The sequence below is a fragment of the Bradyrhizobium sp. SZCCHNR3119 genome, from assembly GCF_032487775.1.
Lineage (GTDB): Bacteria > Pseudomonadota > Alphaproteobacteria > Rhizobiales > Xanthobacteraceae > Bradyrhizobium.
In genome coordinates this window covers 4,492,651-4,511,521 of the sequence record NZ_JAUEUV010000001.1, presented here as the reverse complement: position 1 = coordinate 4,511,521, position 18,871 = coordinate 4,492,651, and the positions used below count along the sequence as shown (strand labels likewise).

The 18,871-nt window shown below is 65.6% G+C and carries 17 protein-coding genes; all 17 read right to left on the bottom strand.

Translation table 11 applies throughout. The annotated features are described in order from the left end of the window. Window positions 1–1,572, bottom strand: a complete 1,572-nt coding sequence (gene mmsA / locus QX034_RS20750) for a multiple monosaccharide ABC transporter ATP-binding protein (RefSeq protein ID WP_316195748.1) — start codon at window positions 1,570–1,572, stop codon at window positions 1–3. A gap of 152 nt (window positions 1,573–1,724) precedes the next feature. After that, on the bottom strand, window positions 1,725–2,795 hold the full coding sequence (gene chvE, locus QX034_RS20745) for a multiple monosaccharide ABC transporter substrate-binding protein (RefSeq protein ID WP_315728427.1): 1,071 nt from the start codon (window positions 2,793–2,795) through the stop codon (window positions 1,725–1,727). A gap of 109 nt (window positions 2,796–2,904) precedes the next feature. Beyond that, window positions 2,905–3,786 carry an SMP-30/gluconolactonase/LRE family protein gene (locus tag QX034_RS20740; RefSeq protein ID WP_315728533.1) on the bottom strand — a complete coding sequence of 294 codons (882 nt, stop codon included), beginning with the start codon at window positions 3,784–3,786 and terminating at the stop codon, window positions 2,905–2,907. Then, entirely contained in the window at window positions 3,786–4,865 is a 1,080-nt protein-coding gene (locus QX034_RS20735) for an aldose epimerase family protein (RefSeq protein ID WP_316195746.1), read from the bottom strand. Before QX034_RS20735 ends, QX034_RS20740 begins: the two co-directional genes overlap by 1 nt. A gap of 4 nt (window positions 4,866–4,869) precedes the next feature. Further along, window positions 4,870–5,796, bottom strand: a complete 927-nt coding sequence (locus QX034_RS20730; RefSeq protein WP_315728431.1) for a Gfo/Idh/MocA family oxidoreductase — start codon at window positions 5,794–5,796, stop codon at window positions 4,870–4,872. Window positions 5,797–5,798: 2 nt separating this feature from the next. Further along, window positions 5,799–6,728 carry a dihydrodipicolinate synthase family protein gene (locus QX034_RS20725; protein WP_315728433.1) on the bottom strand — a complete coding sequence of 310 codons (930 nt, stop codon included), beginning with the start codon at window positions 6,726–6,728 and terminating at the stop codon, window positions 5,799–5,801. Window positions 6,729–6,737: 9 nt separating this feature from the next. Beyond that, a complete protein-coding gene (locus QX034_RS20720; protein WP_315728435.1) occupies window positions 6,738–8,474 on the bottom strand; it encodes an IlvD/Edd family dehydratase in 1,737 nt (578 codons plus the stop codon). After that, entirely contained in the window at window positions 8,471–9,211 is a 741-nt protein-coding gene (locus QX034_RS20715) for a FadR/GntR family transcriptional regulator (RefSeq protein ID WP_315700669.1), read from the bottom strand. Before QX034_RS20715 ends, QX034_RS20720 begins: the two co-directional genes overlap by 4 nt. After that, entirely contained in the window at window positions 9,208–10,188 is a 981-nt protein-coding gene (gene yjfF / locus QX034_RS20710; protein WP_315700670.1) for a galactofuranose ABC transporter, permease protein YjfF, read from the bottom strand. Before yjfF ends, QX034_RS20715 begins: the two co-directional genes overlap by 4 nt. Continuing rightward, window positions 10,185–11,177 carry an ABC transporter permease gene (locus QX034_RS20705; RefSeq protein WP_315700671.1) on the bottom strand — a complete coding sequence of 331 codons (993 nt, stop codon included), beginning with the start codon at window positions 11,175–11,177 and terminating at the stop codon, window positions 10,185–10,187. The genes yjfF and QX034_RS20705 overlap by 4 nt, the downstream gene beginning before the upstream one ends. Further along, a complete protein-coding gene (locus QX034_RS20700; RefSeq protein WP_315700672.1) occupies window positions 11,174–12,715 on the bottom strand; it encodes a sugar ABC transporter ATP-binding protein in 1,542 nt (513 codons plus the stop codon). The genes QX034_RS20705 and QX034_RS20700 overlap by 4 nt, the downstream gene beginning before the upstream one ends. Window positions 12,716–12,916: 201 nt before the next feature. Then, a complete protein-coding gene (ytfQ, locus tag QX034_RS20695) occupies window positions 12,917–13,885 on the bottom strand; it encodes a galactofuranose ABC transporter, galactofuranose-binding protein YtfQ (RefSeq protein WP_315700673.1) in 969 nt (322 codons plus the stop codon). A 284-nt stretch (window positions 13,886–14,169) separates the two neighbouring features. After that, complete coding sequence (eda, locus tag QX034_RS20690; RefSeq protein ID WP_315700674.1) at window positions 14,170–14,814, bottom strand: bifunctional 4-hydroxy-2-oxoglutarate aldolase/2-dehydro-3-deoxy-phosphogluconate aldolase; 645 nt, start codon at window positions 14,812–14,814, stop codon at window positions 14,170–14,172. After that, the gene (locus tag QX034_RS20685; protein WP_315700675.1) at window positions 14,811–15,734 is read right to left on the bottom strand and encodes a sugar kinase; all 924 of its coding nucleotides are present in this window, start codon (window positions 15,732–15,734) and stop codon (window positions 14,811–14,813) included. Before QX034_RS20685 ends, eda begins: the two co-directional genes overlap by 4 nt. A gap of 11 nt (window positions 15,735–15,745) precedes the next feature. Then, on the bottom strand, window positions 15,746–16,777 hold the full coding sequence (locus QX034_RS20680; protein ID WP_315700676.1) for an L-idonate 5-dehydrogenase: 1,032 nt from the start codon (window positions 16,775–16,777) through the stop codon (window positions 15,746–15,748). 21 nt (window positions 16,778–16,798) lie between these two features. Beyond that, complete coding sequence (locus tag QX034_RS20675) at window positions 16,799–17,566, bottom strand: glucose 1-dehydrogenase (protein WP_315700677.1); 768 nt, start codon at window positions 17,564–17,566, stop codon at window positions 16,799–16,801. Window positions 17,567–17,658: 92 nt separating this feature from the next. Beyond that, window positions 17,659–18,855, bottom strand: coding sequence for a mannonate dehydratase (gene uxuA / locus QX034_RS20670; RefSeq protein WP_315700678.1), 1,197 nt, complete (start codon window positions 18,853–18,855; stop codon window positions 17,659–17,661). Between the last annotated feature and the right edge of the window lie 16 nt (window positions 18,856–18,871).

Here is an 18,871-nt window from a genome sequence, read left to right as displayed (position 1 = left end):
TTATCCTCCCACCCGCTCCACGAGGCGGCCGTCCTGTTGATTGTTAATGGCTTCGTTGCGCATGATAGCACGCATGATCTTCTCCTGCGTCGCCTCATGGCCCGGAAACTCGCCGACAAAGGCGCCGTCGTTCATGACGCAGATCCGGTCGCAGATGCCGAGCAGTTCCGGCATTTCCGACGAGATCACCACCACGCCGCGACCCGCCTCGGCCAGTTCGTTGATGATACAATAAATCTCGTATTTTGCACCGACGTCGATGCCTCGCGTCGGCTCGTCCAAGATCAACACCTTGGGGTCGGTCATCAGCCATTTCGACAGCACGACCTTCTGCTGATTGCCGCCCGAGAGCTGGCCCGTCTCCTGATAGACATCGGAACAGCGGATGCGCATGCGCCCGCGATAGCCGGCGGCGGCCTTGAGTTCCGCGATGTCGTCGATCACCCCCTTCGGCGCGACCTGATCCAAGCTCGCCAAGGTGATGTTCTTGCGGACGTCGTCGGCCAGGATCAGGCCGAGCTGCTTGCGGTCCTCGGTGACGTAGGCGAGGCCTGCATCGATCGCGGCCGGCACGCTGGAGAGATCGACATCGTGTCCCTCGAGCCGGACGCGGCCGGTGATGTGGGTGCCCCAGGAGCGGCCGAACAGGCTCATGGCGAATTCGGTGCGGCCGGCCCCCATCAGGCCGGCGATGCCGACGATCTCGCCGCGGCGCACCGCGAAATTCACGTTCTTGATCACCTGGCGGTCGTGATGCTGCGGATGATAGACGGACCAGTTCTCGACCTTGAAGACGGGCTCTCCGATCTTCGGCTGGCGCTCCGGGAAACGGTGCGCCATATCGCGATTGACCATGCTCTTGATGATCCGGTCCTCCAGGACCGGCTCGGCGTGGCAATCGATGCTGTCGACGGTCCGTCCGTCGCGCAGCACCGTGATGCGATCGGCGACACGGGCGACCTCGTTCAGCTTGTGCGTGATCAGGATCGAGGCAATCCCCTGCTCGCGGAAGGTGATGAGCCGATCGAGCAGCGCCTGGCTGTCGGCTTCGTTCAGGCTCGCCGTCGGCTCGTCCAGGATCAACAGCTTGACCCGCTTGGACAGCGCCTTGGCGATCTCGACCAGTTGCTGCTTGCCGACGCCGAGATCGGTGATCAGCGTATCCGGCGATTCCTTCAGGCCCACCTGCGCCAGCAGCTCCCGGCTGCGCCGGTACACCTCGTCTCGATCGATGACACCCAGGCGTGACGGTGCATGCGACAAGAAGATGTTCTCGGCAATCGACATCAGCGGGATCAGCGCGAGTTCCTGATGGATGATGATGATGCCGAGCGCCTCGGAATCATTGATGTCGCGGAACCGCCGCTCCTCGCCCTCAAAAATGATCTGGCCCTCATAGCGGCCGTGCGGATACACGCCGCTCAGCACCTTCATCAGGGTCGACTTGCCGGCGCCATTCTCGCCGACGAGGGCGTGGATCTCGCCCGCCTCGACCGTAAAGCTAACGTCGCGCAGCGCCTGCACATTGCCAAAGCTCTTGCTGACGCTGCGCATCTCCAGGATTGCCGTCATCGCCTTGTGTCCCTGTCCTTGACCTCATCTCTCCCCGCCTGCGGGGACGGATGAACGGGAGCCGCTGCGAACCCAACCATTCGCGTTCGCGGCGCCTCCCCCTCACCCTGCCCCCTCTCCCCGCAAGCGGGAAGAGGGAATCGAAGGAAGCATCACTCGACCTGCGACTTCGTGTAGTAGCCGCTGCCGACCAGGACCTTCTCCCAATTGCTCTTGTCGACCACCACCGGCTTGAGCAGATAGGCGGGCACGACCTTGACGCCGTTGTTGTAGGTCTTGGTGTCGTTGACCTGCACCTGCTTGCCGTTCAGCACGGCATCGACCATGTCGGCGGTCACCTTGGCGAGGTCGCGGGTGTCCTTGAAGATGGTCGAGTATTGGTCGCCGCGCAGGATCGCCTTGACCGACGGCACCTCGGCATCCTGGCCGGAGATGATCGGCATCGGCTGGTTGCCGCTGCCATAGCCGACGCCCTTCACGGACGAGATGATGCCGATCGAGATGCCGTCATAGGGCGACAGCACGGCGTCGAGACGCTTGTTGCCGTAATAGGCGCTGAGCAGGTTGTCCATGCGGGCCTGCGCGGTGGCGCCGTCCCAGCGGAGCGTCGCGACCTTGTCCATGCCCATCTGGCCCGAGGCGACGACCAGCTTGCCGGAGTCGATATAGGGTTTCAGCACCGACATCGCGCCGTTGTAGAAGAAATAGGCGTTGTTGTCGTCGGGCGAACCGCCGAACAGCTCGATGTTGAACGGCCCCTTGCCGTCCTTCAAGCCGAGCTTGTCGACGATCGATTGCGCCTGCAGCACGCCGACCTGGAAGTTGTCGAAGGTCGCGTAGTAATCGACATTCGGCGTATCGCGGATCAGGCGATCATAGGCGATCACGGTGATGCCGGCCGCCTTGGCCTGCTTCAGCACGTCGGACAGCGTGGTGCCGTCGATCGCGGCGATCACCAGCACCTTGGATCCCTTGGTGACCATGTTCTCGACCTGCGAGAGCTGGTTCGGGATGTCGTCCTCGGCATATTGCAGGTCGGTGTTGTAGCCGCGCTCCTTCAGCACCTTCACCATGTTGTTGCCGTCATCGATCCAACGCGCGGACGATTTGGTCGGCATGGCGATGCCGATGGTCGGCTTGCTCTGCGCCATGGCTGCGCCGGACAGCGCGATCGCGCCGAGGCCGGCGAGCGCCGCAGCCATGATGGTCTTTACTCTCAACATGTCTCACTCCCTTTGTCTTTTCGACGTTGAACAAACAAACCTGCGATCCGCGATCGCGGTTCCTGGATAGTTCGGTAGCACCCACTCGCCTTGCTGAACGATCCTCCTCTTAGCTCGAGAGCCTGACGTCGGGCTCGGCGCGACCGCGCGCGCCGACCTCCAGCAGAAAGGTTCGCCCGTGCTCGGGATCGGCCGCCTTCGCGGCCTCATCCATGTCCTGCCAGGCAGAAGTCACCAGCAGGCGCGACAGATCGGCGCCAACGAAGGCCGGGCAGCTGGCTTGGCTCGCCGGCACCTTGACGCAGCGCAGGTGCACGCCTTGCGGGCTGTAGACGTCGACACAGCCGGCGCCCCAGCGCGCATTCCAGATCCTGCCCTCCGCATCGACCACCGCACCGTCCAGATCGCCACCGCCGCGATGCCGGACCAATACCGTCGGCGTGCTGCGCGGCAGGCCGGTGTCGGGATTGAGTTCGACGCGATAGAGCACGTTCTCGGCACTGTCGGTGAAATAGCCGATCGCGCCGTCGGCGCTGAAACAGATCGCGTTGGGAATCGTGATGTTCGGAAACAGCCGGACGATCTCGCCGCGATGGAGCGCGTAGATCGCGCCCAGCTCGCGCTCCGCCTTGCGGCCCATGGTGCCGATCCAGAACGTACCCGAGGGGTGGACCCGGGAATCGTTGGAGCGCGTCGCCGGATTATCCGCTTCCAGCGACAGATAGAGCGAGAGCGCGCCATTGGTGACGTCGCGGATATAGAGCCCGTCCTCGGCGACGATCAGCTGGCGCGCGGCATCGATCCGCCCCAGCGCGCTGGCCATCTTGCCCAGCACATGGCGCCGCACCTCACCGCTGCTCAGTGTCGCCTCGAACAGCAGGCCTTCGCGGATGTCGAACCACCACGCAATGTCGGTCAAGGGATCATAGGTCGGCCCCTCGCCGAGGTGGCAGCGCTCGGCGTGGAGCACGGACGTCGGCACCTGCTCCATCATGCGCGGACCCCCGTGGTGGAGAAGCGATATACAATGGTGTGCTTGTAGGTCTGATCCGGCGAAAGCCGCGGGCTCGGAAAATCCGCCCGGTTGGGCGCGTCGGGCCAGTTCTGCGGCTCCAGGCAGATCGCATCGGACTGGCGATGCAGCCGCCCCTTGCCGCCTTTGGCGCCGTCGAGGTAGTTGCCGGAATAGACCTGCAGTCCGGGCTGGTTGGTCAGGAGCTCCATGACGCGGCCGCAGCGTGGCGCTTCCAATCGCGCGGCGAGTCGCAGGCCGCCGGCATCGCGCAGACAGTAATTGTGGTCATAGCCACGCCCGCTGCGAAGCTGCAGATCGGCTGCGCGGATGCGTGCCCCGATGGCGGTCGCTTCGCGGAAGTCGAACGGCGTGCCGGCGACGGGGCGCGGCGGCCCGGGCAGCGGGATCGCGCTCTCGTCGATCGCGAGAAAATGATCCGCGGCGACCGATAACCGATGGCCGAGGATATCCGTCTGCGCCGACACGCCGTCGAGATTGAAGAAACTATGATTGGTCAGGTTGACGATGGTCGGACGGCTGGTCTTGGCCACGAACTCCACCGACAGCTCGCTCGGCCCGGTCAGGCGATAGGTGACGCGAATGTCGAGCCGCCCAGGATAGTTCTCTTCACCGTCGGCGCTGACATAAAGCAAAGTCACCGCCGGCTGGGCGCCTTCCTCGACCTTGGTGATTTGCCACAGCCGGCGATCGAAGCCGTCCGGTCCGCCATGCAGCGCATGCGGCCCGTCATTGGGGTTGAGCCGGATGGTCTGGCCATCGAGCACGAAGCGCGCGTTGGCGATGCGGTTGGCGTAGCGGCCGACGGTGGCGCCGAAAAACTGGCGATGCGCGAGATAGCCCTGGATATCATCATGGCCGAGCAGGACGTCGTCGCAAACGCCATTGGCGTCAGGCACGACGAGCGCCTGCAGCGCGGCCCCATAGGTGATGATCCGCGCCTCGAAGCCCTGCGCGCCGCGCAGCGTGACGCGATCCACCGCGCGCCCGTCAGGCAGGGTGCCGAACACATCCTCGCTGATCCGTGCGCCTGTCATGCGGTCAATCCTCGAACGGCTCGACGAGGCGGCGGCTGCCGAGCAGGAACGCGTCGGCCACCAGCCGCAACGGCACCAGATCGACGTCGATCGCGCCGCGCGCGGTCAGTTCGACGAAGCGACGATAGAGTCCGGGATATTCGGCCTCCTTCTCGTCCACCAGCACCTCGTCGCCCGCCACCAGCCTGGCGCCACCTTTCGACAGCTTCAATGACCCGTCGTCGGTGTCGACGATGATGTCCCAGCTCTGCGGGCCGGTCTGGCGGAAATCGAATTCGGCTATGATCGGCAGCGCGTTGGTATCGGTGAGTTCAAGGGTTGCCGCGATCGGTGCCGCGCGATTGGACGGGAACGACAAATCGGCCGCGGTGACGAATACCGGCTCGGGCAATATCCGCGTAAGGATGGAGAGCGCATTGATGCCGGGATCGAACACCCCGAGCCCGCCGGGCTCCCAGATCCAACCCTGGCCCGGATGCCAGACGCGCACGTCTTCCTTCCATTCGATCTTGACGTTGCGGATCTCGCGCGAGGCCAGCCATTCGCGCGCGGGCTCGACGGCCGGCGCATAGCGGGAATGCCAGGTCGCAAACAGCGTGCGCTTCTGCTCGGCGGCGAGCGCGATCAACGGATCGAGCTCGCTCACCGCCGCGCCCGGCGGCTTCTCCAGCATCACATGTTTGCCGGCCTGCAGCGCGGCGACCGCTTGCGCGCGGCGGACCTGCGGCGGCGTGCAGAGCGCCACCGCATCGATCTCGGGTCCCTCGCGCAACAGATCCTCGATCGTGCTGAAATGCGGCAGGCCCGGCAGCGAGGCATTGCGGCTCGCGACCGCCGCGAGCGTCACGCCATCGGTGGCGGCGATCGCCGGCACATGCTGATCGCGCGCGATCTTGCCGAAGCCGACAATGGCCACTCGAAGCTCGCCCATGCTCAGCGTCCCCAGCGCAGCACGACCGGATCGAGCCGGCGCGCAAGCTCGATCAGGCCGGCGCGAGTGGCCGGATGCATCGCCGGCTGGGGGCTGCGCAGCGTGTCATGCCTGATGACGCCGCCCTCCTTCATCAACGCCTTGCAGGCGGCAAGCCCGCACTGCCGGTTCTCGTAATTGATCAGCGGCAACCAGCGTTGATAGGCATCGACGGCCTTGTCGCGTTCGCCCGCAAAGTAAGGATCGGTGATCTGGCGGATGCCATCGGGATAGCCGCCGCCGGTCATCGCGCCGGTCGCGCCGGCGTCGAGATCGGCCATCAGGGTGATCGCCTCCTCGCCGTCCCACGGGCCTTCGATCGCCGCGCCGCCGGCCTCGATCAGCGCGCGCAGCTTCTCGGCAGCGCGCGGCACCTCGACCTTGAAATAAGCGAGGTTCTCGATTTCCTTGGCCATGCGGGCAAGGAAGGCGACCGACAGCGGCGTACCCGCGACCGGCGCATCCTGCACCATGATCGGAATCGAGATCACGTCCGACACGCCCTTGTAGAAATCGTAGATCGCGGCCTCCGGCACGCGAAAGGTCGCGCCATGATAGGGCGGCATCACCATCACCATCGCGGCCCCGAGCTCCTGCGCCCGGCGCGAGCGCTCGGCGCAGACGAAGGTCGAGAAATGGGTGGTCGTGACGATGACAGGCACACGCCCCGCGACATGCTCCAGCACCGCCGTCATCACCGCGTCGCGCTCGTCATCGGTCAGCACGAACTGCTCGGAGAAATTGGCGAGGATGCAGATGCCGTGCGAGCCGGCATCGATCATGAAGTCGATCGCGCGCTTCTGGCCTTCGATGTCGAGGCGTCCGTCGGCATCGAACACGGTCGGCGCGACCGGGAAGACGCCTTTATAGCGCGGGGTGGCGGATGCGGTCATGCAACACCTCTAGTGATTGTCGCGCGGCACGGGCGAGCCGCTGTGGCCGACCAGGAAATCGAAATCGACGCCGCGATCGGCCTGCAACACGTGATCGATGTAGAGCTTCTGATAGCCGCGCGCCGCATGCGGCTTCGGTGGAGTCCAGGCGGCACGGCGCGTCGCGAGCTCCTCGTCACTGACATGCAGATGCAGCGCGCGCGCGGCGACGTCGAGCGTGATCATGTCGCCGTTCTTCACCAGTGCCAGCGGACCGCCGACGGTGGCTTCCGGGGCGACATGCAGCACCACGGTGCCATAGGCGGTGCCGGACATGCGGGCATCCGAGATGCGGATCATGTCGCGCACGCCCTGGCGCAACAGCTTGGCCGGCAGCGGCATGTTGCCGACCTCGGCCATGCCCGGATACCCCTTCGGCCCGCAATTCTTCAGCACCATGATGCAGGAGGCGTCGATGTCGAGGCTCTCGTCATCGACCGCGTCGTGCATTTCCTCGACGCTCTCGAACACGACGGCGCGGCCGGTATGGCGCATCAGCTCCGGCGAGGCGGCCGATGGTTTGATCACGGCACCATTGGGCGCGAGATTGCCGGTGAGGATCGCGATGCCGGCCTCGGTCTTGAACGGCGTCTCGAACGGCGTGATCACTTCGGAATTCCAGTTCGGCGCGGAGGCCACATTCTCCCACAGCGTCTTGCCGTTGACGGTGCGCGCATCCTTGTGCAGCAGCCCGCGCTCGCCGAGCGCGCGCAGCACCGCTGGCAGGCCGCCGGCGTAGTAGAAATCTTCCATCAGGAAGCGGCCGGACGGCATCAGGTCGACCAGGCAGTGCACGTCGCGGCAGAGCCGGTCGAAATCATCGAGCGAGAGCTCTACGCCGAGGCGGCCGGCGATGGCGAGCAGATGCACCACCGCATTGGTCGAGCCGCCGATCGCAGCCAAGGTCCGGATCGCGTTCTCGAAAGCGGCACGGGTCAGGATGTCCGATGGCTTGAGGTCCTCGCCGACCATTTCGACGATCCGCCGGCCGGCCATGCGTGCCAGCAGGTTGCGCCGCGCGTCGGCAGCAGGAATGGCGGCATTCTCCGGCAGGCCGATGCCAAGCGCCTCGACCATCGAGGCCATGGTCGAGGCGGTGCCCATGGTCATGCAGCTGCCGGCGGAGCGGTTCATCGCCGCCTCGGCCTCGTGGAACTCCGCCAAGGTGATCTCGCCAGCGCGCAGCTGCTCGCTCATCGAGATGATGTTGGTGCCGGAGCCGATGATCTGGCCGCGATAGACGCCGCGCAGCTGCGGCCCGCCGGAGACGCCGATGGTCGGCAGGTCGGCGGAGGCAGCGCCCATCAACAGCGCCGGCGTGGTCTTGTCGCAGCCCATCAGGAGCACGACGCCGTCGAGCGGATGGGCGCGGATCGCCTCCTCCACGTCCATCGAGGCGAGATTGCGGAACAGCATCGCAGTCGGGCGCATCGTCACCTCGCCGAGCGAGGAGACCGGAAACTCCAACGGATAGCCGCCGGCATCGAGCACGCCCTGCCGCACGTGATCTGCAATCACGCGAAAATGCGCGTTGCACGGCGTGAGCTCCGACCAGGTGTTGCAGATGCCGATCACCGGCCGCCCCTCGAAGCGGTCCTGCGGCGTGCCGCTGTTCTTCAGGAACGAGCGATAATAGAAGCCCATCTTGTCCTGGCGGCCAAACCACGCCTGACTGCGCAGCGGTTTCTTGGGTGTGTCGTTGCTCATTTCTGATTCGCCTGTTCGACCGACTGCGCGTGGCGCCGCCGGCCGTTGTGAATGACTTCGATCATTGCCGCCGACGCCGCCTCGGCATCCCGCGCGGCGATGGCATCGACGATGCTCTGGTGCCAGATCAGAACCGTCTCGCGATCGGCGCTCTCCACCGGCGCGCTCAGCACGAAGGAGGCACGTAGCGCCGCCTCGATGACGGCGCCGATCGAGCGCATGAAGGGATTGCCGGCGGCGTTGGCGACCGCAACGTGCAGGCTGAGATCGGCTTCCGCAAAAGCGATCGAGGTGGACGGCTCGCTTCGCATCCACTCCATCGCCTTGCGCATCTCCGACAGGTCGTTCTCAGTGCGACGTTCCGCCGCAAGTGCCGCCGCGCGCGGCTCGACGGCAAGGCGGATCTCGGCGAGGTCGGAAAGGAAGCGCCGGCCAATGCCGGCGTCCAGATGCCAGGCCAGCACGTCGGGATCGAACATGTTCCAGTCCGCCCGCCCGCGCACGACGGTGCCGACGCGGGCCTTGGTCGAGAGCAGGCCCTTGGCGACCAGTGTCTTCACGGCTTCGCGGAGCACCGGTCGCGACACCCCGAACATCGCGATCAGCTCGGCATCGCCCGGCAGCCGCGTGCCTTCAGAATAGCGCCCGGCGATGATGTCGATGCCGATGCTGCGCGCGACTTCCGCGTGGTTGGAATGCGCCCGCCGGGTCGGGATGACGACGATGCTCGAGGTCATGCGTGGCCCCTCACCGTCTTGGCCGCCGAGCTGCGCGAGAGCGCCATCAAGCCCTGCTGCAGTGCAATGAAGGCGAACAGCAGCACGCCGGTCGCGATCTTGGTCCACCAGCTCGAAAGCGTGCCGTCAAAATTGATGTAGGTCTGGATCATGCCCTGGATCAGTACCCCTAAAAAGGTGCCGATCACCGAGCCCTGTCCACCGGTGAGCAGCGTGCCGCCGATCACCACCGCGGCGATGGTGTCGAGCTCGACGCCGACAGCGGAGAGTGAGTAGCCGGCCGCAGTATAGAAGGAGAAGACGATTCCGGCGAGACCCGCGAGTACGCTGGAGAGCATGTAGATGCGCACCGTCATCGCCCCCACCTGGATGCCCATCAGCGCCGTGGTGGCGCGGCTGCCGCCGAGGGCGTAGACATTGGCGCCGAACCGCGTGAGATGCAGCAACAGCGCGCCCGCGATCAGCACCAGCAGCATCGCCATGGCGATCGCGGTCAGCCGCCCGCCGCCAGGAAGGTGGATCGCGAAGTCGGAGACGGTGGAATAGATCGGCGCCGTGATCGGGATCGATTCGGTCGAAAGCAGGAAGCTTACGCCGCGCGCCAGGAACATGCCGGCCAAGGTGACGATGAAGGGCGGCAGGTCGAAGACATGGATGATGGCCCCCATCGCAGCGCCGAACAACGCGCAGAGCAACAGGACCATGGCGAACGCCAGATAAGGCGGAATGCCCCAGCGCTCGATCGCGAGCGCCACGAACACGGTGGTGAAGCCGATCACCGAGCCGACCGACAGGTCGATGCCGCCGGAGATGATCACGAAGGTCATGCCGGTTGCGACGATGCCGAGGAAGGCGTTGTCGGTGAGGAGATTGGCGACCACGCGGGTCGAGGCGATGTTCGGAAACTGCAGCGCGCAAAGGGCGAAGCCGGCGACGAGCACTAGCGCGGTGACGGCGATCGGGGACAGGCGTTTCATGGCTTGCTGCTCCGCCAGCGCGCAACGAATCCGGACCACTCGCCGAGCCGCGGCGATTGCACGAGCAGGACGGTCAGCACCACGACGGCCTTGACCAGCAGGTTGAGCTCCGGCGGATAGCCCGACAACAGGATGCCGGTGTTCATCGCCTGAATGATCAGCGCGCCGGCGACGGCGAGGATCAGGCTGAAACGCCCGCCGAACAGCGAGGTCCCCCCGATCACCACCGCAAGGATCGCATCGAGCTCGAGCCAAAGCCCGGCATTGTTGGCGTCCGCGCCCATGATGTCGGCGGCCGCGATCACGCCGGCGAGCGCGGCGCAGATGCCGCACCAGACATAGACCGAGAGGATCATGGCGCGGGTGCCTACGCCCGAGAGTTCGCTCGCGCGGGCATTGCCGCCGGTCGCCTCGATCAGAAGCCCGAGCGCAGAGCCGCGCACGACGCCGGCGGTCAGCAGCAGCATGCCGATCGCGATGGCGACCGGCGCTGGCAGCCCGAGCACGGCGCCATTGCCGAACCAGACCAGATCTGGCGAGGTAAAGGTGACGATGCGGCCTTCCGTGATCAGCTGCGCGATGCCGCGCCCCGCCACCATCAGGATCAGCGTGGCGACGATCGGCTGAATGCGCAGCACCGCAACAAGGATTCCGTTCCAGAGGCCGCAGAGCAGGCCGACGCCGAGCGCCGCCCCGAGCACGACCGGCAACGAATGGCTATCGGCGAGACTCGCCGCCGTGGCACCGGCAATCGCCATGACCGCGCCGACCGACAGGTCGATGCCGCCGGTTGCGATCACCAGCACCATGCCGAGCGAAAGCAGCGCCACCGGCGTGCCGCGGTTGAGCACGTCGATGACCGAACCGAACAGCCGTCCGTCCTGCAGATGCAGGTTGAAGAATTGCGGCGACACCGCACGATCGACCAGCAGGATCACGAGCAGCGCGAGCACTTGCGCAAGGCCACGGCGCGGCAGGCGGAGCGTCATGACACCGCCTCTTGCGCTGAGGCAGCATCGGCGGCGATCGCGGCCAGGATGCTGGAGACTTCGATCGCCTCGCCCTTCAATTCCTCGACATGGGCGCGGTCGCGCAACACCACGACGCGGTTCGAATAGGTGACGATCTCGTCGAGCTCGGAGGAGATGACGAGCAGCGAGAGGCCCTGGTCGCAGAGCTCACGCACCAGGCGGATGATCTCGGCATGGGCGCCGACATCGATGCCGCGGGTCGGCTCGTCCAGCAGCAACAGCCGCGGCTCGGTGGCGAGCCAGCGCGCCAGCAGCGCCTTCTGCTGATTGCCGCCGGAGAGCAGCCCGATCGGTCGCTCCGGGTCCGGGGGGCGGATGTCGAGCAGACGGATGAAGCGCATCGCGATTTCGTCCTGCTCGCGGCGGGACAGCGGCCGATGCAGGCCGCGCCGCGCCTGCAACGCCAGCACGATGTTCTCGCGCACGGTGAGGTCGGCGACGATGCCCTCGGTCTTGCGCTCTTCCGGACAATAGCCGAAGCCGAGGCGCGCGGCATCGCGCGGCGAATTCAGCCGCACCGGCTTGCCATCGACATTAGCTTCGCCAGTATCGGCGCGCTCGGCGCCGAAGATCAGCCGCGCGGTCTCGGTGCGCCCGGAACCGAGCAGGCCGGCGAGGCCGACGACCTCGCCGCGACGCAGATCCAGATCGAACGGCGCGACATACCCCTGCTTACCGTACCCCTTGAAGCCGGCGCAGACCTCGCCCGCGTTGGCTGATTGTTCGGCTGCGCGCGTCTCCGTGGTCTCGGCGAGCTCGCGCCCCAACATCATCCGGATCAGGTCCAGCCGCGGCAGCGCGGCGGTTTCGCGCTCACCGATCAGGCGGCCGTTGCGCAAGACCGTGATGCGGTCGCAGATCTCATAGACCTGGTCGAGGAAATGGCTGACGAAGATGATGCCGATGCCACCAGCCGCAAGCTGGCGCATCACCTTGAACAGGATCTCGACCTCGTGACGGTCGAGGCTCGCGGTCGGCTCGTCCAGGATCAGCACGCGCGCCGACAGGTCGACGGCGCGCGCGATCGCGGTGACGTGCTGGATCGCGACCGAATAGCTCGACAGCGGCGCGCCGACATCGATATCGAGGCCGAAACCGTTGAGCAGCGCCTTGGCGCGCCGCCGCATCTCGGCCTCGCGCACCACGCCGAAGCGCGTCGGCTGCCGCCCGAGATAGAGGTTTTGCGCCACCGACAGGTTCGGCAGCAAATTCACTTCCTGATAGACCGTGGCGATCCCGGCGTCGAGCGCGGCCTTGGCCGAGCGCGGCGCGATCTCCACTCCTGACAACCTGACGACGCCGGCGTCACACGCGAACACGCCGGTGACAACCTTGATCAGCGTCGACTTGCCGGCGCCGTTCTCGCCGAGCAGCGCGTGGATTTCGCCTTCGCGCAACGTGAAATCGACCTCCTGCAAGGCCTTCAGCGTGCCAAAACTCTTGGCAAGTCCGCGCACTTCAAGCAGCGGCGATATGGGACCGATATTTGTTTGCATCGCAAGGTCAACCACGCCGGCGTCCGCACCATGTACGGACGCCGCGCGATGTATTTGCGTCGTCCCGGCGAAAGCCGGGACCCATACCGCGGACCGATTCAATTAGGCACATGGCCAATACCGCGCGCCTCGCCAGCGTCTGTGGTTATGGGTCCTGGCTTTCGCCAGGACGACGGTGATACGTCCATCAGAGCTCTCGGCTCAGTAGCCGAGGCCCTTCTTGCTGTCGTAGACCTTTTGCGGATCGTCCGCCGCGGTGTAGAGCTTGGACTCGGTCTGGATCCACTTCGGCGGCGTGGTGCCCTTGTCCTTGTAGGCAACGATCGCATCGAGCGCGGGTCCGGCCATGTTCGGCGTCAGCTCGACCGTGGCGTTGGCTTCACCGGCGGCCATCGCTTTGAAGATGTCCGGCACAGCGTCGATCGAGATGGTGAGGATGTCCTTGCCGGGCTTGAGACCCGCTTCCTTCATCGCCTGGATCGCGCCGACCATCATGTCGTCATTATGCGCATAGACCGCGCAGATCGACTTGCCGCCGTTTTCGGCCTTGATGAAGCTCTCCATCACCTCCTTGCCCTTGGCGCGGGTGAAGTCGCCGGTCTGGCTGCGCACCACCTTCAGGTTCGGATGCTTGGCGACGACGGTGTCGAAGCCCTTCTTGCGATTGGTGGCGACACTGGCGCCGACCGTGCCCTGCAGCTCGACGACGTTGCAGGCCTTCTCGCCGACGGTCTTGGCGAGCCACTCGCCGGCAACTTCGCCCTCATGCACGCTGTCGGAGGTGACGGCGGTGAGATACAGATCCTTCCCCGAGGGATCGATGTCGCGGTCGAGCAGCACGACCGGGATCTTGGCTTCCTTGGCTTCCTTCAGCACGGCGTCCCAGCCGCTCGCGACCACGGGAGCAAGGAAGATCGCATCCACGCCTTGCGCGATGAACGAGCGGATCGCCTTGATCTGGTTCTCCTGCTTCTGCTGCGCGTCGGCGATCTTCAGATTGACCTGCCGCTTGGCCGCCTCCTGCTTGGAAACCGAGGTTTCTGCCGCGCGCCAGCCGGATTCCGATCCGATCTGGGAGAAACCAATGGTGAGCTGGGCGGCGCTCGCCGGCTGCGCGAACATCAAAGCGGCGGTAGCGGAGGCCGCAAGAAGAAGGGCTTTAAGAGTCATATGGCGCGTTCTCCCAATAACGATCCGGCGGGTTCGATCCCGCGTCGCAGGTGCTGTTGCACCTTTCCGGCCGGCCTCGTGGCCAGCGCGGCCGTTATTTCACGGAAGCGGCACTCTGACTAGTCATATTATTTGACTATTAGACGTTTTGCGGAAGAGAGGGGGATGCCTGGCTGGCGGCCCTTCGGAACACCAACCGTAAGTTTTAGAAGTTTCCGTAATCTTGGCAAGATTGCTGGCGGCACGACACCGCCAGCGGCTTCAGTCTGAGGATCATGACAGCTCTATCGCAGCGCGGCGGCGGCCCGCGCGCGGCTCTCGATCGCATCCCACGCACCTGCCTTGATGTCGGCCGCAGGTGCCACCCAGGAACCGCCGATCGCGACGACCTTCTTGTGCGCGAGCCATTGCGCGGCGTTACCGGCGTTGATGCCGCCGGTCGGACAGAAGCGGACGGTCGGGAACGGGCCGGTGAGCGCATCGAGCGCAGCCAATCCACCGGCCGGCACCGCGGGGAAGAATTTCACCAGCTCATAGCCTCTGGTGACGCAGGCGATCAGATCCGACGGGGTCTGGATGCCCGGCGCGAACGGCAGCGTGCCCTGCGCCGCTGCTTCCAACAGTTCGATCGACAGGCCGGGACTGATCGCGAAAGCAGCGCCAAGCTTTGCCGCGCGTTCATAGTCGGCTGATGTCAGCACGGTGCCGATGCCGACCGAGGCCTCCGGCACTTCGGCGATGATCGCGCGTGCCGCATCGAGACCGGCTTGGGTACGCAGCGTGATCTCGATCGCGCGCAGTCCGCCTTTGACCAGGGCGCGTGCGAGCGGCACGGCCTGTTTGGCGTCCTCGATGGTGATGACCGGGATCACCGGTGCCAGCGCAAAGATCGCGTCGAGCTTCGCGCGCTTGTCCTGCATGCTCATCATTGCTCTCTTTCGAAAATACGCTGCGGCATCGCCGCACGCGGGATCACCGCGCCTGGCGCCATGATGACCGCAGCCGCCAGCCGGTGCCCGGCATGGGCCGCATCGCCGGGTGAAGCGCCGCTGATGCGGGCGGCGAGATAGCCCGCATTGAAGGAGTCGCCGGCCGCAGTCGTGTCGATCGGCTGCACCACCTGATGCGGCGGAACCTCGGTTCTCTTGCCGCCGGCATGGATCAGGCATCCAAGCGGACCGCGCTTGACGACGATCTCGCTGACGCCGATCGCCTTCAACCGTTCCATGCAGGCGTCGGCTGTCGCATCGCCGAACAGCATCTGCTCGTCTTCCAGCGTCGGCAGCGCGAGATCGACCAACGGCAGGATGGCATCGAACGCCCGCTGCGCGGCTTGCTTGTCGGCCCAGCCGCGCGGGCGATAGTTGCCGTCGAACGCGACCCGGCCGCCGCGCTCGCGCGTGGCGACCAAGAGCTCCCGCAGCCTGGCCCTGCCGGTCTCGCCATACAGGGACAGGCTGATGCCGGAGAAATAGAGCCAATCGAAGCCGGCGAGCCGGTCGAGCATCGCATCGTCGGCCCGATCGAAGAGCTCCCGCGCCGGCGCGCGGTCGCGCCAATACAGGAAACTGCGCTCGCCCTTGGCGTCGCGCTCGATCATGTAGAGCCCGGGCACGCGGCCGGAGATGCACATCACCTCGTCGGTCTTGATGCCCTCGGCGCGCCAGGCCGCCAGCATCATCTCGCTCAGGGGATCGTCGCCGAGCGCCGTCACATAGGAGGTGTCGATCCCGAGACGCGAGAGATAGAGCGCGGTGTTGAGTGTATCGCCGCCGAAGCCGCGCCGGAACAGATCGCCGTCGGCCTGCGCGAATTCCACCATGCACTCGCCGATGCAGGCGATTTTCATCGAAACACCCGTCAAAAGGTGAGCTGAACCTTCATGGATTGCGCGCGGTCGCTGGCGAGCTCGAACGCTGCAACCGCCTGCTCGAACGGCAGCGACGCCGTGATCAGCGGCTTCACATCGATCAGGCCCTCGCCCATCAGCTTGAGCGCCAGCACGAATTCGCGGTCGAAGCGGAAGGTGCCGCGCAACTGCAGTTCCTTGGTGACCAGCGTATTCAGCGGCAAGGTCATCTCGCCGCCGAGCCCGAGCTGCACGATCACGCCGCCGGGCCGCATCACGTCCAGCGCGCTACGGAGCGCGGCCTGATTGCCGGAGGCCTCGAACAGCACGTCGAACGTCCCCTTGCCGGCGCGCCACGGCTCAAGCGCAGCGGGCTCATGTGCGACATTGAGCGCGTGACTTGCGCCGAGCTTTTTGGCGAACGCGAGCGGCGCATCGGCGATATCGGTGACCACGATCTCCGCCGCGCCGCCGTAACGCGCGACCAGAACCGACAGCGCGCCGATCGGCCCGCAGCCGGTCACCAGCACGCGCTTGCCGAGCAGCGATCCGGACTGATGCGCGGCGTGCAGACAGACCGACAACGGCTCTGCCATGGCGGCTTCCGCGAGCGACAATGTCGGGGCGATCGGAACCACCTGCGAGGCCTCGACCGTGACGAATTCACGGAAGCCACCCTGCACATGGGGATTACGCATCGCGCTGCCCATGAAGCGCATATCGAGGCACTGGTTGCGCAGCCCCTCGCGGCAATAGGCGCAGTAGCCGCAAGGCAGGCTCGGATTGACGGCGACGCGCATCCCTTCCGCAAGCTCAGTTGCGCCCGCGCCCACCGCGGCAACCACGCCTGCAATCTCGTGGCCCAGCGCCATCGGCTGTTGAATCCGGACGGTGCCGAAGCCGCCGTGATGATAGTAATGCAGATCGGAGCCGCAGATGCCGCCGTTGGCGATCTGCACGCGCACTTGACCTGCAGCGGGCGCCGAGTCCGGAAACGAGTCGATCCGCAAATCCTTCGGCGCGTGAATGACGACGGCGCGCATGAGCCTCTCTCCGCTTCCCAATTACATCGCGGCGAGCATGCCGCCATCGACATAGATGGTCTGGCCGTTGACATAAGCCGACGCCTCGGAGGCGAGGAAGATGGCTGCGCCTACCAGCTCGTCAGGTCTTCCCCAGCGCTTGGAGGGTATGCGCGACATCAGCCAGCTGTTGAAATCAGGATTTTGCATCAGAGCCTGGTTCATGTCGGTCAGCATGTAGCCCGGACCGATCGCATTGGCCTGGACGCCGTGCTGCGCCCATTCCACCGCCATCGCCCGGGTGAGATTGCGGATGCCGCCCTTCGCCGCCGTATAGGGCCCGACGGTGGGCCGCGCAAGCTCGCTCGCAAGCGAGCCGATATTGATGATTTTGCCGCGGCCGCGCGGGATCATGCGTTTCGCCGCCTCGCGGCCGATAATGAAGGCGCTGGTGAGATTGGTCTCGATCACCCTGCGCCATTCGCTTGAGGTGAACTCCAGCAGCGGCTTGCGATGCTGAATGCCGGCATTGTTGACGAGGATGTCGATCGCAATGCCGGCGGCATCGAGCCGCTCGAACGCCCCGATCACGGCGGCTTCGTCGGTCACATCGAAGGCAGACGCCTCCGCCTGATGACCGGTGGCACGAAACTCCGCGGCAGCCGCGTCCGTGCGCGCCGGATCGGTGCCGTTGATGACAAGCCGCGCGCCGGCGCGTGCAAAGCCTTCGGCAATGGCACGGCCGAGGCCACGGGAGGAACCCGTCACAAGGGCGGTGCGGCCGGTGAGATCGAAGAGCGAGGTCAACATCGGTTCAACTCATGTGAAAAAATTCGGACAGGCATCCTCAATCACGGAACGAGCGCTGACAAGCCGCCGTTCAGCGCGCCGCCCGGTTTCCGTCAGACGGGCAGCCGGTTGATGGCGGCAATCGCCGTCATGACACCGCGTATCTCGGCAAGGCCCTTGAGCCGGCCGACCAGCGGATAGCCGGGATGGGTGCCGCGGCCAATGTCGTCGGCAAGTTCGTGGCCGTGGTCGGGCCGGAACGGAATCCGCCAGTCCGGCTCGCCCTCAGCGTTGCGACGGGCTTGCTCTTTCAACAGCGTCGTCACCACTGAAACCATGTTGACGTCGCCGCGCAGATGTTCCGCCTCCATGAAGGAGCCATCGAGCATCTTGGTGACGTTGCGCAAATGGACGAAACGGATATGCGGCGCGAACCGCTCGGCCAGCGCCGGCACGTTGTTCTGGCCGCCAGCCCCAAGCGCGCCGGTGCAGAAGGTGATGCCGTTGGCCCGCGACGGACAGGCATCCACGATGAACTGCAGATCTTCGGCATTCGACACCACGCGCGGCAGTCCGAACAGATCGCGCGGCGGATCGTCGGGATGGACGCAGAGGCTGACGCCACACTCCTCCGCCGCCGGCACCACCTCACGCAGGAAGCGCGCATAGTTGGCGCGCAGCTCGGCATGACCGATATCGCGATAGCGCTGGAGCATGCGGCGCAAGCCGGGCACATCGTAGCGATCGAACGCCCCGGGCAATCCCGCCATGATGGTCGCAAGCAGACGGTGCTTGTCGGATTCCGAGGCCTGGGCCATCCAGGCCCGGGCGCGGTCGAGCACGTCGGAGGAGAACTCCGCCTCGGCGCCTGGCCGCTCCAGGATGTAGCAATCGAACGCTGCGAACCGATCGGCATCGAAGCGCAACGCGGTTGCGCCTCCGGGAAGCCGAAAGGCGAGCTCCGTGCGCGTCCAGTCCAGCACGGCCATGAAATTGTAGCAGACGGTGGTCACGCCACAGGCGGCGAGATTGCGCAGCGACAGCCGGTAATTGTCGAACAGCGGCGCGAGATCGCCCTCGCCAAGCTTGATCGCTTCCGCCACTGGCAGGCTCTCGACCACGCTCCAGCGCAGCCGGAGCGACGAATCCGCCTCGATCATGCCGATGCGCTTGACGATCTCGTCCGCGCTCCACACCACGCCATAAGGAATGTGATGCAGCGCCGTCACGATGCCGGTCGCGCCGGCCTGACGGACCTGCGGCAGGCTGATCGGATCATCGGGTCCGAACCAGCGCCACGTCTGTTCCATGTCGTCCACCTTTCTG